This window comes from Klebsiella pneumoniae complex sp. WS1778 (assembly GCF_049472055.1).
In the GTDB taxonomy this organism is placed as follows: domain Bacteria; phylum Pseudomonadota; class Gammaproteobacteria; order Enterobacterales; family Enterobacteriaceae; genus Klebsiella; species Klebsiella quasipneumoniae.
Genome location: NZ_JBKGTJ010000002.1, coordinates 413,713 through 429,501, shown reverse-complemented (window position 1 = coordinate 429,501; position 15,789 = coordinate 413,713). Strand labels below are relative to the sequence as shown.

Below are 15,789 nucleotides of genomic sequence, written 5' to 3'. Positions count from 1 at the left end.
TTTAGGATGGTTATTGGTGTCCGGAAACGCCAGCGCGTCGTTTTCATCGACCCTTAGCGAAGGTTACCATACCTTAAGTAATAACGTTGCGCAGACCTGGAATGAGCCAGAGCACTATGATCTGTACGTTCCAGCCATCACCTGGCACGCGCGCTTTGCCTACGATAAGGAAAAGACGGATAAGTATAACGAACGTCCGTGGGGGGCCGGTTTCGGCGTCTCCCGCTGGGATGAGAAAGGGAACTGGCACGGTCTGTACCTGATGGCGTTTAAAGACTCTTTCAATAAGTGGGAGCCCATTGGCGGCTACGGCTGGGAGAAAACCTGGCGCCCGCTGACGGATCAGAACTTCCGCCTCGGTCTCGGCTATACCCTTGGGGTGACGGCGCGCGATAACTGGAACTACATTCCGATTCCGGTGATCTTGCCATTAGCTTCAATAGGTTACGGTCCGGCAACGTTCCAGATGACCTACATTCCCGGCACCTACAATAACGGTAACGTTTACTTCGCCTGGGCTCGCATACAGTTTTAATTCGCTAAGTCTTAGCAATAAATGAGATAAGCGAGGCGTCTTGTGGAAAAACAAGGACTAAAGCGTTACCCACTAAAAAAGATAGCGACTTTTATCACTTTTTAGCAAAGTTGCACTGGACAAAAGGTACCACAATTGGTGTACTGATACCCGACACAGCATTAGTGTCGATTTTTCATATAAAGGTAATTTTGATGTCTAAGATTAAAGGTAACGTTAAGTGGTTTAATGAGTCCAAAGGATTCGGTTTCATTACTCCGGAAGATGGCAGCAAAGATGTATTCGTACACTTCTCTGCAATCCAGTCCAACGGTTTCAAAACTCTGGCTGAAGGTCAGCGCGTAGAGTTCGAAATCACTAACGGTGCCAAAGGCCCTTCTGCTGCAAACGTAATCGCTCTGTAAGCAACGCGTCAGTAGAATATAAAAACCCGCTAAACAGCGGGTTTTTTTTTGCCTGTTGATTACGCCTTTAGCGGCTGGCGGCCTGCGAGAAGAGCCAGAAGGCGACAGCCGTCATGGCAAACGAACCCAGCAAGTTCACCGCAACGTTGAGGAGCGCCCAGCTCACTCGCCCCTGCTGCAGAATAAACACCACTTCCGCAGAGAAGGTGGAAAAGGTGGTCAACCCGCCGCAGAAACCCGTGGTGATCAGTAGCTTCCACATCGGGTCAATGCCGGTCAGTCGATTAAACCACGCCAGCCCGGCGCCGATCACAAAGGCGCCTAACAGGTTGGCAGTCAGCGTTCCAATAGGGATAGCATGGTGCACAGGATTGAGCTTCATGCCGAGCCACCAGCGCAAAACGCTGCCGGTGCCGCCGCCAATAAAAACGGCGCAAAGAAGTTGAAACACGGTCGTTTCCTGCTATTTGATGTAAGAGAGTGTCAAGTGTAGCGCGCAACGGGCGCAATTGGCTATTCATAACCTGACGGGAGAAAAACATGCGGGTAGCGGCAGGGCAGTTTATCGTCACGCCAGTATGGCAGACGAATGCGCACACTTGTGTGGCGATGATGCAGCAGGCGGCGCGTGAAGGGGCGGCGCTGCTGGTGCTGCCGGAGGCGTTGCTGGCACGTGATGACAACGACCCGGATCTGTCGGTGAAATCGGCCCAAACGCTGGATGGGGCGTTTTTGCAGCTGCTGCTGGCCGAGAGCGCGCGTAACGGCCTGACGACGATCCTGACGCTGCATGTGCCGTCGGGGGAGGGAAGAGCAACCAACACGCTGGTGGTATTGCGTGAAGGGAAAATCATTGCCCATTATCACAAACTTCATTTATACGACGCCTTCGCAATGCAGGAGTCCCGGCGGGTGGATCCCGGCCGGCAAATTCCCCCGGTGATTGAGGTGGCGGGATTTCGCGTTGGCCTGATGACCTGTTACGATCTGCGTTTTCCGGAACTGGCGCTTTCGCTGGCGCTGAACGGTGCGCAGCTGCTGGTGCTGCCCACCGCATGGGTGAAAGGGCCGCAAAAAGAGCATCACTGGGCGACGCTGCTGGCGGCGCGCGCGCTGGACACGACCTGCTACGTCGTGGCGGCAGGCGAATGCGGGACGCGTAACATCGGGCAGAGCCGCATCGTCGATCCGCTGGGAACCACCGTGGCGGGCGCGGGGAGCGAGCCGCAGCTGATCTATGCCGATATTTCCGCAGACTACCTTACGCGGGTTCGCGAGCGTTTGCCGGTGCTGCAGAACCGACGGTTTGCGCCACCGCAATTATTGTGACGTTTTTTTAAACAAGGCTTGATTCACCTTGTTACAGATTGCTATTGTGTCCGCGCGCCAAATACCCGTATTGTTTATCCCAATAATTCGCTGTGCACGTCAGGACGGACACCCCAGCGCTCACTCCCGGAGGGGAGGCCTCGGGCTGAATCACGCGGCCCGCGCACAGGTGGATTACAATATGACGGATAAATACGTGTATGATGGCGTATTCGCAGCTTGTATAGAGAAGAAGGTTAGCTATGGGTGAGATTAGTATTACCAAACTGCTGGTCGTTGCAGCACTGATTATCTTAGTGTTTGGTACCAAGAAATTACGTACGCTGGGCGGCGACCTGGGTTCGGCTATCAAGGGCTTTAAAAAGGCCATGAACGAAGATGACGATAGCGCGAAGAAAACCACCGCTGAAGACGAAGTACCGGCGCAGAAGCTCTCTCATAAAGAGTAATTCTCCGGCTGCGTCCCCTGGCGGGATGCGGAAGGTTCGGCGAAGAGGCCGCGACGTTTACGTTGCGGCCTTTGTCGTTTTTATCGACGCCGCGCAGGAAAGATGCAACTAATTGTTACGGGAAGGCGAAGCGGATGAAGCGGAGAGCGCCGCTGCGCCGGGAAGTGACGCAGCGGGAGAAGCGGCAGGTTATTTAACTTCCATCCCTTTAGCCTGCAGGTCGGCATGATAGGAAGAGCGAACGAAGGGGCCGCAGGCGGCGTGGGTGAAGCCCATCGCCATGGCTTCTGCTTTCATCTCTTCAAACTCTTCCGGGCTAACGTAACGCTGCACTGGCAGGTGGTGACGGCTCGGCTGCAGATACTGGCCTAACGTCAGCATGGTGACGCCATGACGGCGCAAGTCGCGCATGACTTCGATGATCTCGTCGTTGGTTTCGCCCAAGCCCACCATCAGGCCGGATTTTGTCGGGATCTCCGGGTGCGCTTCTTTAAAACGCTCCAGCAGCTTCAGCGACCAGTTGTAATCCGCGCCCGGACGCACCTGACGATAGAGGCGCGGTACGTTTTCGAGGTTGTGGTTGAAGACGTCCGGCGGGGTCACCGTCAGAATCTCCAGGGCGCGATCCATGCGGCCGCGGAAATCCGGGACCAGCGTTTCGATCTTAATCGTCGGGTTTTTCTCGCGAATGGCGCTGATGCAGTCGGCAAAATGCTGTGCGCCGCCATCGCGCAGGTCGTCACGGTCCACCGAGGTGACCACCACGTAGCGCAGCCCCATATCGGCGATAGTTTGCGCCAGCTTCTGTGGCTCGTTCGCATCTGGCGCGACCGGGCGGCCATGCGCGACGTCGCAGAATGGGCAACGGCGGGTACAGATCGCGCCGAGGATCATAAAGGTCGCGGTACCGTGGTTGAAGCATTCTGCAAGGTTCGGGCAGGAGGCCTCTTCGCATACGGAGTGCAGGCCGTTCTTACGCATCGCTGCTTTGATTCCCTGGATACGGGACGAGTCTGCCGGAAGTTTGATTTTCATCCATTCCGGTTTTCTGAGCAGAGCTTCACGCTCAGTTGCCACGTTCTTCACCGGGATAAGGGCCATTTTATCGGCGTCGCGGTACTTAACACCGCGTTCCATCACAATGGGTTTACTCATAGCGTGCGTGTTCCAGTTGCGAGTCACGAAGGAAAGCGAATTAATTCAATGAAATGTTGCAATTATCAACTATTTTTGAATCAAGAGCAGGCAGTATACCATTGAAAAGGGGCAGAAAGCAGCCTGCCTGCCCGGCAAATTGTAAAATAGTTGTTGTTTTATCCTTTTCCCTTCCGTGCGCTACGCCTTAAACGCCTGGATCACGGTCTCAATGATCTCTTTCAGCAATGGCTCTTTCCCGCTCTGCTTATTGAAGTGCAGCGCAACATCAATCTGTTCTTCCCGCAGGGAGGGAACATCCAGGGTTTGCAGCGGCCAGAGACGGGATACCATGGCGAACAGGCGCTCGGTGGTTAGCCCCAGCATATCGCTCTCGGCGATCATTGCCGCCTGGGTCAGCAGGTTGAAGGTGCTGAAACCGCAGCGGCGCTCGCCCATCTCCTCCTGCAGTCGACGATGCAGCGTAGGGTAGCGCTGGCCTTCAGGCAGCAGCAGCGCAAACTCGTATTGCGCGAGGGCGGATTCATCTTGTGGACCGTCCAGCGCAGGATGCCCAGCGCGGCAGTACATCTGCACCCGATCCTGATACAGCACGTGATGGCTTAGCGCCTGACCGCTGTGCAGATGGGTGTCGATTAACAGATCCACCTGGCGCTGGTCGAGCTGCCGCGCGGCGTCGGTAAGGGCGATGTTGTGCAGCAGTATCTGCGGAAAGGCCGGCTTCAGCGCGCTGGCCAGGCAAGGCATCAGCAGCGCCCCCATGGCTGGCGTAGTGGCGATAGTGATCACCCGCTGCTGGTCCGGGCTGCCGGTGATATCCAGCGCGCTAAGGAAAGCCTCCATACCGCGGCTGATGTACTGGTGAAGGTGGGTGGCATAGGCGGTGGGCGTCACGCCCTGGCCTTTGCGGATAAACAGCGGATCGGGGAACAGCGCCCGCAGTTTGTTAATTGACTGGCTAATGGCCGACGGCGTGATATTGAGTATCTTCGCGGCATTGACGATACCTTTGTGTACATACACGGCTTCGAAGATGGTCAACAGATTGAGGTCAATATTACGCAGGATGCGAAACATCTGACGGTCGTAACGTTCGTCCTGTCTGTCAGGAGATTCTGACGGCGGCGTATTCTCTGGCACGCGATGAGTCCGGTTGGGAATGATAGGCCAAGTATAGCGGCCCGCGGCGTTGCCGTGCGTGACAATTGATTGCAAAAATAATGTGTTACTTGTTCAGCCCCCCGCCGTCAGCGGGGCGCTGATCTGCCGCTTAACCCTGAGGCAGGTATTCGTGCGGGGGATGGTTCAACAGCGCCAGCAGATTGGCGACCAGCCGCGGAGCGACAGTCTCCGGGGTTGCTTCCGGTAGCCACTGGCGCATTTGCGTCATCTCCATACCGGCATAGCCGCAGGGGTTGATACGCAGAAACGGCGTCAGATCCATCGCGATATTGAGCGCCAGGCCGTGGAAAGAGCAGCCTTTACGGATCCGCAATCCCAGAGAGCAGATTTTGCGATCGCCGACGTAGACGCCAGGGGCATCGGCGCGGGGGTGCGACTCAATCCCATATTCGGTAAGGGTATTGACGACCGTTTGCTCCAGCAGCGTCACCAGTTCACGCACCCCCAGCTTGCGGCGCTTGAGGTTCAACAGGACGTACATTACCTGCTGTCCCGGGCCGTGATAGGTTACCTGGCCGCCGCGATCGCTTTGGATCACCGGAATATCACCGGGCACCAGCAGGTGTTCCGCTTTGCCGGCCTGACCCTGGGTGAAGACCGGGTGATGTTCTACCAGCCAGATCTCATCGAGGGTATCTTCATCACGGGCGTCGGTAAATTCATGCATCGCCTGCGAGACGGGTTCGTAAGGTTGCAGGCCAAGCTGCCGGATTAGAATTTTATTATGCTGCAAAACAACATCTCCGCCGGGAAGAGAGAATTCAGGTCGGGGAGTATATCACAGCCGTGTGAAAGGGAATGAGAAGACCCGGCACGGCGGCCGGGTCAGGGAAAGGGTTACAGCACCATCCGAACGATATCGATATTGCCTAACTCTTCGTACAGCGTTTCCACTTGTTCAATGTGGGTGGCGTTGATGGTGATGGAGACCGAGTGGTAGTTACCTTTGCTGCTCGGTTTTACTGACGGCGAGTAATCACCAGGCGCATGGCGCTGTACCACTTCCACCACCTGATCAACCAGCTCAGGCAACGCCTGCCCCATTACTTTGTAAGTAAATGGCGTAGGGAATTCAAGCAGTTCGTTAAGTTTGGTTTTCATGTCAGCTCCGGTGTTACGACAAAATAATAACTCCCACCAAGGGCGGGAGTTATCAGGTTACTTGGATGAATAGTATATGGGGATGGAAATCACACTTTCAAGCGTTCGATTTTTAACCAAACCAGTGGTGGAACATTAATTTAATGTAATCAATAATTTTACCGAAGAAATTACCTTCCGGAATTTCCTGCAGCACCACCAGCGGGCGCTGGTCAATGGTTTTACCATCCAGCTGGAAGTTAATGGTGCCGACGACCTGGTTTTTCTGCAGCGGGGCATGCAGCTCAGTGTTATTCAGCACGTAGCTGGCTTTCAGATCTTTCATCCGGCCGCGCGGGATGGTCAGGTAGACGTCTTTATCCACCCCCAGCGAAGCGCGATCGCTGTCGCCGAACCAGGCTGGTTCGGATGCAAACTCTTTGCCGGCTTTAATCGGGTTGACGGTTTCGAAGAAGCGGAAGCCCCAGGTCAGTAGTTTTTTGCTTTCCGACTCACGCCCTTTGAACGTCCGGCCGCCCATTACCGCCGAGATCAGACGCATCTGGCCTTCGGTGGCGGAAGCGACGAGGTTGTAGCCTGCTTTGTCGGTGTGGCCGGTTTTGATGCCGTCGACGTTCAGGCTGTTATCCCACAGCAGGCCATTACGGTTCAGCTGGCGGATGCCGTTGAAAGTGAACTCTTTCTCACGATAGATCGAGTATTCGTTCGGCACATCGCGGATCAGCGCCTGGCCAATCAGCGCCATGTCGCGCGCCGAGCTGTACTGGCCGTCAGCGTCGAGGCCGTGAACGGTCTGGAAATGTGTGTTTTTCAGGCCGAGGGCGTTGACGTAGTTGTTCATCAGGCTGACGAAGGCATCCTGGCTGCCGGCGACATAGTCGGCCATCGCCACGCAGGCATCGTTACCGGACTGCAGGTTGATACCGCGGATCAGCTGGGAAACCGGCACCTGCATCCCCGGTTTGAGGAACATCAGGGAAGAGCCTTTGAATACCGGGTTGCCGGTGGCCCAGGCGTCGTTGCCGACGGTGACCAGATCGGACTCTTTGAATTTGCCCGCTTTCATCGCCTGACCAATAACATAGCTGGTCATCATTTTGGTCAGACTGGCCGGGTCGCGGCGGGAGTCGGCGTTGTTTTCAGCCAGCACCTTGCCAGAATTGTAATCGATAAGGATCCAGGATTCGGCGTCAATCTGCGGGGCGCCTGGGATCATCGTTTTGATATTCAGGTCATCGGCGCGGGCAGCGGAGGAGAGCGCTGCAACGGAGAGCGCCGTGATGAGTAAACGAGCGGTGAAAGAGGTCTTCATGGTCAGAACAACGGCATCCGTGATGGAGTTAAAAAAAGTGCCTTACTATAGCAAATGCTCTGCGGGCCAGCATCCGACATTGCGCATGAGTTTGTTAATGACTTTTACATGCGCAAGGTGAACGGGCTGCCCGCGGCCTTTAGTTGGCGCGAGTAATAAAGGACTGCAGCTGCGCTTCGCTTTGCAGGCGCTGCTGAACGGCGCTGGCCTGCGCCTTGTCGGCAAATGGTCCCAGCTGAATACGCCACACCGCGCCGTTTTGCATGACCCGGCCTGGCACAGAGAACTGCTGGCTCAGACGCTGCTGATACTGCTGCGCCCGCGCCTGGTCGCTCACTGCGCCCACCTGGACGACAAAGTTACCGCTGGCGCTGGAGGTGGCGGAAGAGGAAGCGGCAACGGCGCCGGCGGCTGCGGCCGCTGCGGGCGCGACGCTACCCTGGATGGAGCCGGGGGCGGTCACCGGCGCTGCTGGCGTGGCGCCGGCGGCAGGTGCGGTCACGGTGGCGGCCGCGGGTTCGCTGCTCTCCAGCACGCCGCTGTTCAGCGGCGTCGGGGCGCCGAGGAAACCGCCGCTGTTCACCGGAGCGCCAACGCTATCTTCCGGCTTCAGCGTGCTGTTGCTGATCGGGCGAACGTCAGTGGGCGCAGGCTGGTTCATGCCAGCAGCGTCACCGCCGTCCAGATTCGGACGGGCGGGCAGAGCGTAAGTCTGTTTGGCGACGGTGGTACAAGCCATTCCCGGGCCGGAAAGCGAACCGTCAGGCGCGACGATGATGGGGTCGATACGCACTTTGGTGTTGTTCGAGGTGTTCAGGCGGTCGGCGGACGCGCGAGAGAGCGAGATAACCCGATCGTTGCCGTAGGGACCGCGATCGTTAATCCGCACGACGATCATGCGCCCGTTGGCGAGGTTGGTGATCCGCGCATAGCTCGGGATCGGCAGCGTCGGGTGCGCCGCGGTCAACTGCGTCGGGTCGAAGGTTTCACCGCTGGCGGTCAGGTTGCTGTTGGGTTCCGCGTCATAGATCGCCGCGAAACCGGCCTGAGTAAAGTTTGCCGGATCCTGGACGATTTTGTAGCGCTTACCGTCGCGCTCATAATCCTGATTCGCCGTCGCGTTCGGCGTTTCATACTGCGGATCGGCGCCGCTGATCTCAACCGTCGGGCCATTACAGACGGCCGGCTGTGGAGTACTGACCGTCTTTTGTTGCACGTCATCACTCGAACATGCCGCCAGCAGCCCCGCTGCTATGCAGATCCCCAGCCATTGCTTACGCATTGCGAACCCCTTTAAACGCTTTTCGACAACATTTTTCTGTGGGTATGGATCGACATCACGATACCAAACCCGGCCATCAATACGATCAGGGCGGAGCCCCCGTAGCTCACCAGCGGCAACGGTACGCCCACCACCGGTAAAATACCACTCACCATACCAATATTTACGAAGACATAAACGAATAAAATCAACATTAAACCACCGGCCATGACCCGGCCAAAGGTGGTCTGCGCCTGAGCGGCGATCCACAGTCCGCGCATGATCAGCAGAATATAGAGCGCCAGCAGGATCAGCACGCCAATCAGGCCCAGCTCTTCGGCGAGAACGGCGAAGATAAAGTCGGTATGGCGTTCCGGCAGGAACTCCAGCTGCGACTGGGTGCCGTGCAGCCAGCCTTTGCCGCGCAGACCGCCAGAGCCAATGGCAATTTTAGACTGAATAATATGATACCCCGCGCCCAGCGGGTCGGTTTCCGGATCGAGCAGCATCATCACGCGCTGGCGCTGATAGTCGTGCATCAGGAAGAACCACAAAATCGGGATAAAGGCGGCGACCAGCACCACCGCAATGCCGATCAGTCGCCAGCTGAGGCCGGAGAGGAACAGCACAAACAGACCGGAGAGGGCGATCAGAATCGAGGTCCCGAGGTCAGGCTGCGCCGCTACCAGCAGCGTCGGCAGAAAGATCAGCACCAGGGCAATACCGGTGTTCTTCAGCGAAGGGGGGCAGACGTCGCGGTTAATAAAGCGCGCCACCATCAGCGGCACGGCAATTTTTGCAATCTCCGACGGCTGAAAGCGGACGATACCGAGATCCAGCCAGCGCTGCGCCCCTTTGGAGATGGCGCCGAAGGCGTCGACGGCCACCAGCAGAATAATACAGAAAATATAGAGATAGGGCGCCCAGCCTTCATAGACCCGCGGCGGGATCTGCGCCATGACGATCATGATCACCACGCCCATGGCGATCTGGCCGATTTTACGCTCCATCATGCCGACGTCCTGACCGCTGGCGCTCCAGATAACCAGTGCGCTGTAGGTCAGCAGCGCCAGCAGGATCAGCACCATGGTGGGGTCAAGATGGATCTTATCCCACAGCGATTTTTTGTTCGGATTATCCGTCATTATTGATCCTCCCCTGCGGTCACCGCCGGGTTTTCGCTTGGTAGCGTGGTGTTGTTATCGCCCAGCATGATGTGATCGAGGATTTGGCGCATAATCGTACCGACCGCCGGGCCGGCACCGCCGTTTTCCAGGATCATCGCCACGGCAACCTGCGGGTTGTTATAAGGCGCAAACGCCGTCATCAGTTTATGGTCACGCAGACGCTCAGAGATTCGGTGCGCGTTATAGGTTTCGTTGGCCTTCAGGCCAAACACCTGGGCGGTACCGGACTTGGCCGCGATTTTATACGGCGCGCTGGCGAAATACTTGTGCGCGGTGCCGTTGCCGCGGTTGGCCACGCCGAACATGCCGTCTTTGGCGATTTCCCAGTAGCCGGAATGAATGTCGCCTACCGGCGGCTCATGAGGCTGGACCCACGGAACGGGCTTGCCGTCTTCCACGGTGCTTTGCAGCAGGTGCGGCACTTTCACCACCCCGTCGTTAATCAGGATCATCAGCGCTTTGTTCATCTGGATCGGCGTGGCAGTCCAGTAACCCTGGCCGATGCCCACCGGAATAGTGTCCCCCTGGTACCAGGGTTTCTTAAAGCGTTTGAGCTTCCATTCGCGGGTCGGCATGTTGCCCGAGCGCTCTTCGGCGAGGTCGATACCGGTATAGTGGCCGTAGCCGAACTTGCTCATCCACTCCGCGAGGCGATCGATGCCCATGTCATAGGCGACCTGATAGAAATAGGTATCCGCGGACTCCTCCAGCGCTTTGGTGACGTTCAGGTGGCCGTGGCCCCATTTTTTCCAGTCACGATAGCGTTTTTCTGAGCCGGGCAGCTGCCACCAGCCCGGGTCAAACAGGCTGGTATTGCGGGTGATCACCCCGGCGCTCAGCGCCGAGACGGCGACGTACGGTTTGACCGTCGATGCCGGCGGATAGACCCCTTGCGTCGCACGGTTGACCAGAGGCGTGTTCGGATCGTTGAGCAGGCCAGAGTAATCTTTACTGGAGATGCCGTCGACGAACAGGTTCGGGTCGTAGCTCGGCGTCGAAACCAGCGCCAGAATGGCGCCGGTACGCGGGTCGGTGACCACCACTGCGGCGCGGCTACCAGCCAGCAGCGTTTCGATATACTGCTGCAGCTTGAGGTCGAGGGTGAGGTAGATGTCGCGCCCGGCCTGCGGCGGCACCTCTTTGAGCTGACGAATCACGCGGCCGCGGTTGTTCACTTCAACCTCCTCGTAGCCGGTCTGACCGTGCAGGACGTCCTCGTAATAACGCTCAATACCCAGCTTACCGATGTCGTGGGTCGAGGCGTAGTTGGCCAGTTTGCCCTCTTTATCGAGGCGGTCGACGTCTTTATCGTTAATTTTCGAAACGTAGCCGATGACGTGCGTCAGCGCCGAGTTATAGGGATAGTAACGGCGCTTGTAGCCTTTGACTTCCACGCCGGGAAAGCGGTACTGGTTGACGGCAAAGCGGGCCACCTGCACTTCGCTGAGGTTGACCTTTACCGGAATCGAGGTAAAGCGATGGGAGCGGGCGCGCTCCTTTTTGAAGCCGGCGATATCATCGTCGGTTAAATCGACGACGTCGCGCAGCGCATCCAGCGTTTGCTGCACGTTATCGACTTTCTCCGGCATCATCTCCAGCTGATAAATGGTGCGGTTAAGCGCCAGCGGAGTGCCGTTACGATCGTAAATAATGCCGCGGCTCGGCGGGATCGGCACCAGCTTGATGCGGTTTTCGTTCGAACGCGTCTGATAGTCGTCGAAGCGAACGATTTGCACATTGTACAGGTTGGCGATCAGAACGCCGGTAAGCAGCAAAATCCCCAAAAAAGCGACCAGCGCCCGGCGCACGAACAGCGAGGATTCAGCCGTATAGTCGCGGAAAGAATTCTGTAATTTCATTCGCTGCTCAGTCTACCCTGATCATCATTACTCACGGTGGTACGGATGGTTGGTGGTAATGCTCCACGCCCGATACAGGCTCTCGGCCACCAGTACGCGCACCAGCGGGTGAGGTAAGGTGAGGGTGGAGAGCGACCAACTCTGTTCCGCCGCTGCTTTACAGGCTGGAGAGAGGCCTTCCGGGCCGCCGACCAGCAAACTGACGTCGCGCCCGTCCTGTTTCCAGCGTTCCAGTTCGCGCGCCAGCTGCGGCGTATCCCATGGTTTACCCGGAATATCCAGGGTCACGATGCGGTTTTTACCGGCAGCGGCTAACATCATCTCGCCCTCTTTTTCGAGGATGCGCTTGATATCAGCGTTCTTGCCGCGCTTACCGGCTGGGATCTCCACCAGTTCGAACGGCATATCTTTGGGAAAACGGCGCAGATACTCGCTAAAGCCGGTCTGTACCCAGTCCGGCATTTTGGTGCCAACGGCCACCAGCTGCAACTTCACGCATTAACTCCAGAGTTTTTCCAGCTCGTACAAACGACGGCTCTCTTCCTGCATGACGTGAACCATCACGTCGCCGAGGTCGACGACGATCCAGTCGGCGGCGGCTTCCCCTTCAACGCCCAGCGGCAGCATGCCGGCGGCGCGGGATTCCTGAACCACGTGGTCGGCGATGGACATCACATGACGCGTGGAGGTGCCGGTGCAGATAATCATGCAATCGGTGATGCTGGATTTGCCATGTACATCAATGGCAACGATGTCCTGACCTTTCAGGTCATCAATTTTGTCGATAACAAAATCCTGGAGTGCTTTACCCTGCAAGTGTTCCCCCTGGGTGCGTGAAGATTGATAATCATAAAGAGCCTGACAGTATACCTGAACTGATGAAAAAGTCGGGTGAAATGTCTGTCGGCAGGCGTTCGCGGCGGGGTATCATCCCATCCCTCGCCGAGGATTGCATCGCCATTTTTGTAAAACAATTTTCTGCAAAGCGGCTTTGGCGGATGCTGCCTGGCAGCGGAGAATAGCAGCCTGCTCTGGCCTGTCAATGGTTCGGCGGGAATTCTTCTTCCGACTGCCAGACGGCCTGGCTATTTAATACCCGCAGGGTGGTGAAATCGTGGCGGATTTCGAGCAGGCTCCAGGCGCCATGGGCTATCGGAAAGTGCCACATCGCCGCGGCGGGCATCTGCAACAGCAGGGCGGTCAGCAGGCTCAGAACGCCCTGATGGCCGACGATCAGCAGATGGTCAAGATGGCGGCAGTCGGTCAGCGTGGGGATAAACTCGCTGACGCGGCGGGCAAAACGCTGAAAGCTTTCGCCGTTAGTAGGGGCCGCGTGCTGCCAGTCAGCACACCACGCGGCATAGTTTTGCGCATCTTCTCGTTGAAGGTCGCGATGATGACGCATCTCCCAGTCGCCGAAAAACATCTCATTGAGCGCGGCATGGCATTCGCGCGGGATAGCGCGATCGCCAAGCAGCAGATCGGCCGTTGTCCCGGTCCGCGCCAGCTCGCTACAGAAGACTTTATCGAAAGGCACCGCGCGCAGCCGTTCGCCGAGCGCTCGCGCCTGAGCGACGCCTCGCGGCGTCAGGGGCGTTGGGGCATGGCCGCTGTATAATCCGGCAACGTTGGCTTCGGTTTCGCCATGGCGAACTAACCATAATTTCATGAACAGGCTCTGACGGGCGATGGAGAGGTGGCGTTACCATAGCGCTTTTTTCGCGTCAGGCCCAGCGCGGGGTCAGCAATAGAGACCCTGCTCGCGGATGTAGTCCAGCACCGCGGCCGGCAGCATCTCGGCGCAGGACTCGCCGCGCTCGAGGCGCTGGCGAATGATCGTCGCCGAAATATCGAACCACGGTGTCTCAGCCAGGTAGATCACGCCGGAAGGGCGGCGATGCAGAGATTCCACATCGTGGGTTAAATGGCGATCCAGCCAGCGCTGATCGGCCTCATGGGCCATGGTCAGTGGGTAACCCGGCCGGCGGCAGACAATCAGGTGGACATTGTCGAGGATGGTTTCATAGCGGTGCCAGGTGGGAAAGGTGAGCAGCGAATCCTGGCCAATGATAAACGCCAGCGGCTTGTGCGGCCCCTGCTCCTGGCGCCACTCCTGCAGCGTTTGCGCCGTCCAGGAGGGGGTATCGCGCTGCAGTTCGCGTTCATCGAGCGTGAACAGCGGCTTATCGGCAATCGCCAGCTTCAGCATGTGCACGCGCTGGGCGCTGGTGGCTTCCGGTTGTGGACGGTGCGGCGGGACGTTATTAGGCATGATGATGACCTTGCTCAGGCCAATCTGATTCGCCAGGATCTCGACCGGCTTGAGGTGACCATAATGCACCGGATCGAAGGTGCCGCCATAGATTGCCTGTAAGTGAGTCATATCAACCATCAATAAAAACGTCCGCCAGGGCTTTGTGGCAGAGCAACAACGAAAGACTTTCCAGTTCGGGCCAGACGTCGTACCCGTAATCCTGTTTAAAGGTCAGTTCCGCGCGGGTCAGAAGAGTCACCGCCTGGCGAAGCTGTTCGCCGCTCAGTCGGGCGAGGGCGTCGCTGAGCAGCTGACGGCGGTTTTGCCAGACCCGATGTTTATCAAACAGCGAACGCAGCGGCGTCTGTGCCGACTGGCGCTTGAGGGTCACCAGCAGCAGCAGCTCCCGCTGTAGCGTACGCAGCAGGATCGCCGGCTCGCAGCCTTCAAGACGGAGCTGCTGCAGGACATGCAGCACGCGCTTACTTTTGCCTGCCAGTAGGGCATCGACCCAATGGTAAGGGGTAAAGTGCGCGGCATCGTTCACCGCCTGCTCAACGCGGGGCAGCGTCAGCTTACCGTCCGGCCAGAGTAGCGCCAGACGCTCCAGCGCCTGCGCCAGCGCCAGCAGATTGCCTTCGTAACAGTAGCACAGCAGCTGGCTGGCCGCGTCGTCGAGCTGCAACTGATGCTGTTTGGCCCGGGCGGCAAGCCAGCGCGGCAGCTGCGCGTATTCCGGCGTCTGGCAGCTGACCTGGACGGCGCGCTGCGCCAGCGCGGTGAGCCACGCGGCATTCTCCTGGGCTTTGGTCAACTTACTACCGCGAACTATCAGCAGCAGGTCGTCGTGCAGCAGACCGACCAGCGTCGCCAGCTGTTCGTTGATCGCCGCGTTGGGGCCATTCTCTGGCAGGATTAGCAACAGGGTTTGCCGGCTGGCAAACAGGCTCATCGCCTGGCTTAAGGCGAAAAGCGCCTGCCAGTCGGTGCTGTTGTCGATAGAAAAGGTATGGTGTTCGGTAAAGCCTTGTGCGGCAGCGGCTTCGCGAATAGCGTCCTGGCTTTCCTGCAATAGCAAAGGATCGTTGCCAAGCAGCAGATAGGCCGCGCGCAGCCCTTCAGTGAGCTGCGCGCGGAGCTGTTCCGGGTACAACCGAATCATCATTGACCCAGCGTGGTGGAGACGCGGTTACCCGAGGACGCCGGCGCGGTGCTGCCCGCGACCGGTTTTTCTTCCTGCTGGGTGGCTTCAACATCCGCTACCTGAACGCTTGGTAGTTTACGAATCAGCTGTTCCGCCGCTTTATCGTACATTTCCTGGATAATCATATCCTGCTCGGCGTCTTTGGCTAACGCCGCCTGCGGGTTATCAAAGAACGAACGATAGACCTTAGTGGTTATCGGATAGATATCGTGACCCGGGATCAGAACGCTGGCATGGACGGTCATGACCATCTGATATTCCGCCGTACGACCGTCCTGGAACACCGAGGCCGTATCTTTCTGAATCGACGAACCATCGAGGCGCAGAGAAGGGACATCTTTACGCAGCGTGCTGGCGTCGATCAGTTCCACGCCGTTAAGACGCAGCTGATTGCGCACCGCGCGGCTTAATGGGCCATTCGGATCGCTCGACTGGAAAATCATGGTTTTCATGGTGGTGGGCACCTTGGTAGTGCTACGCAGATGCCAGCCACAGCCGGCGGTGGCAAGCACCGCCAGAGATAACAACATTGTTACCAGATATCGCACGCTTCCTCC

General features: G+C 57.7%; 19 protein-coding genes. 4 read left to right on the top strand and 15 right to left on the bottom strand.

Annotated features, from left to right (window positions below):
* Nucleotides 1-16: 16 nt before the first annotated feature.
* Together pagP and cspE are read left to right on the top strand one after the other, a co-directional pair.
* Nucleotides 17-535: a lipid IV(A) palmitoyltransferase PagP gene (gene pagP, locus ACLEXF_RS12045; protein ID WP_004885852.1), complete on the top strand. Its 519-nt coding sequence runs from the start codon at nucleotides 17-19 to the stop codon at nucleotides 533-535.
* Between the two features lie 194 nt (nucleotides 536-729).
* The gene (gene cspE, locus ACLEXF_RS12040; protein WP_002439184.1) at nucleotides 730-939 is read left to right on the top strand and encodes a transcription antiterminator/RNA stability regulator CspE; all 210 of its coding nucleotides are present in this window, start codon (nucleotides 730-732) and stop codon (nucleotides 937-939) included.
* 67 nt (nucleotides 940-1,006) lie between these two features.
* On the opposite strand, the gene crcB is transcribed toward cspE, so the two are convergent.
* Nucleotides 1,007-1,390 carry a fluoride efflux transporter CrcB gene (crcB, locus tag ACLEXF_RS12035; RefSeq protein WP_407259889.1) on the bottom strand — a complete coding sequence of 128 codons (384 nt, stop codon included), beginning with the start codon at nucleotides 1,388-1,390 and terminating at the stop codon, nucleotides 1,007-1,009.
* 89 nt (nucleotides 1,391-1,479) lie between these two features.
* On the opposite strand from crcB, the gene ACLEXF_RS12030 reads away from it, so the two are divergent.
* Nucleotides 1,480-2,268 (top strand): deaminated glutathione amidase, encoded by a 789-nt coding sequence (locus ACLEXF_RS12030; RefSeq protein WP_060656332.1) that lies wholly within the window; start codon nucleotides 1,480-1,482, stop codon nucleotides 2,266-2,268.
* 242 nt (nucleotides 2,269-2,510) lie between these two features.
* A complete protein-coding gene (gene tatE, locus ACLEXF_RS12025; protein ID WP_004885862.1) occupies nucleotides 2,511-2,717 on the top strand; it encodes a twin-arginine translocase subunit TatE in 207 nt (68 codons plus the stop codon).
* Between the two features lie 189 nt (nucleotides 2,718-2,906).
* Here tatE and lipA read toward each other — a convergent pair whose 3' ends face one another.
* The 14 genes from lipA to lptE all read right to left on the bottom strand — a co-directional run bounded on the left by lipA (nucleotide 2,907) and on the right by lptE (nucleotide 15,780).
* Nucleotides 2,907-3,872, bottom strand: coding sequence for a lipoyl synthase (gene lipA / locus ACLEXF_RS12020; RefSeq protein ID WP_004885864.1), 966 nt, complete (start codon nucleotides 3,870-3,872; stop codon nucleotides 2,907-2,909).
* Between the two features lie 180 nt (nucleotides 3,873-4,052).
* Entirely contained in the window at nucleotides 4,053-5,012 is a 960-nt protein-coding gene (locus ACLEXF_RS12015; protein ID WP_017899088.1) for a YbeF family transcriptional regulator, read from the bottom strand.
* A gap of 130 nt (nucleotides 5,013-5,142) precedes the next feature.
* Nucleotides 5,143-5,787 (bottom strand): lipoyl(octanoyl) transferase LipB, encoded by a 645-nt coding sequence (lipB, locus tag ACLEXF_RS12010; protein WP_004885871.1) that lies wholly within the window; start codon nucleotides 5,785-5,787, stop codon nucleotides 5,143-5,145.
* A 104-nt stretch (nucleotides 5,788-5,891) separates the two neighbouring features.
* On the bottom strand, nucleotides 5,892-6,155 hold the full coding sequence (gene ybeD, locus ACLEXF_RS12005; protein WP_002894474.1) for a DUF493 family protein YbeD: 264 nt from the start codon (nucleotides 6,153-6,155) through the stop codon (nucleotides 5,892-5,894).
* Nucleotides 6,156-6,267: 112 nt separating this feature from the next.
* On the bottom strand, nucleotides 6,268-7,467 hold the full coding sequence (dacA, locus tag ACLEXF_RS12000) for a D-alanyl-D-alanine carboxypeptidase DacA (RefSeq protein ID WP_002894539.1): 1,200 nt from the start codon (nucleotides 7,465-7,467) through the stop codon (nucleotides 6,268-6,270).
* A gap of 139 nt (nucleotides 7,468-7,606) precedes the next feature.
* Entirely contained in the window at nucleotides 7,607-8,749 is a 1,143-nt protein-coding gene (gene rlpA, locus ACLEXF_RS11995; RefSeq protein WP_043521635.1) for an endolytic peptidoglycan transglycosylase RlpA, read from the bottom strand.
* 11 nt (nucleotides 8,750-8,760) lie between these two features.
* On the bottom strand, nucleotides 8,761-9,873 hold the full coding sequence (mrdB, locus tag ACLEXF_RS11990; protein WP_004885876.1) for a peptidoglycan glycosyltransferase MrdB: 1,113 nt from the start codon (nucleotides 9,871-9,873) through the stop codon (nucleotides 8,761-8,763).
* Nucleotides 9,873-11,774, bottom strand: a complete 1,902-nt coding sequence (gene mrdA, locus ACLEXF_RS11985; protein ID WP_004885880.1) for a peptidoglycan DD-transpeptidase MrdA — start codon at nucleotides 11,772-11,774, stop codon at nucleotides 9,873-9,875. Before mrdA ends, mrdB begins: the two co-directional genes overlap by 1 nt.
* 27 nt (nucleotides 11,775-11,801) lie before the next feature.
* Nucleotides 11,802-12,269, bottom strand: a complete 468-nt coding sequence (gene rlmH / locus ACLEXF_RS11980; protein ID WP_002894620.1) for a 23S rRNA (pseudouridine(1915)-N(3))-methyltransferase RlmH — start codon at nucleotides 12,267-12,269, stop codon at nucleotides 11,802-11,804.
* 3 nt (nucleotides 12,270-12,272) lie between these two features.
* Complete coding sequence (rsfS, locus tag ACLEXF_RS11975) at nucleotides 12,273-12,590, bottom strand: ribosome silencing factor (protein WP_002894623.1); 318 nt, start codon at nucleotides 12,588-12,590, stop codon at nucleotides 12,273-12,275.
* Between the two features lie 223 nt (nucleotides 12,591-12,813).
* Entirely contained in the window at nucleotides 12,814-13,443 is a 630-nt protein-coding gene (locus ACLEXF_RS11970; protein WP_004885883.1) for an adenosylcobalamin/alpha-ribazole phosphatase, read from the bottom strand.
* Nucleotides 13,444-13,515: 72 nt separating this feature from the next.
* Nucleotides 13,516-14,166 carry a nicotinate-nucleotide adenylyltransferase gene (gene nadD / locus ACLEXF_RS11965; RefSeq protein ID WP_023319968.1) on the bottom strand — a complete coding sequence of 217 codons (651 nt, stop codon included), beginning with the start codon at nucleotides 14,164-14,166 and terminating at the stop codon, nucleotides 13,516-13,518.
* Nucleotides 14,159-15,190, bottom strand: a complete 1,032-nt coding sequence (gene holA, locus ACLEXF_RS11960) for a DNA polymerase III subunit delta (protein ID WP_004885888.1) — start codon at nucleotides 15,188-15,190, stop codon at nucleotides 14,159-14,161. The genes nadD and holA overlap by 8 nt, the downstream gene beginning before the upstream one ends.
* Nucleotides 15,190-15,780: an LPS assembly lipoprotein LptE gene (gene lptE / locus ACLEXF_RS11955; protein WP_004885890.1), complete on the bottom strand. Its 591-nt coding sequence runs from the start codon at nucleotides 15,778-15,780 to the stop codon at nucleotides 15,190-15,192. The genes holA and lptE overlap by 1 nt, the downstream gene beginning before the upstream one ends.
* Nucleotides 15,781-15,789: the final 9 nt, after the last annotated feature.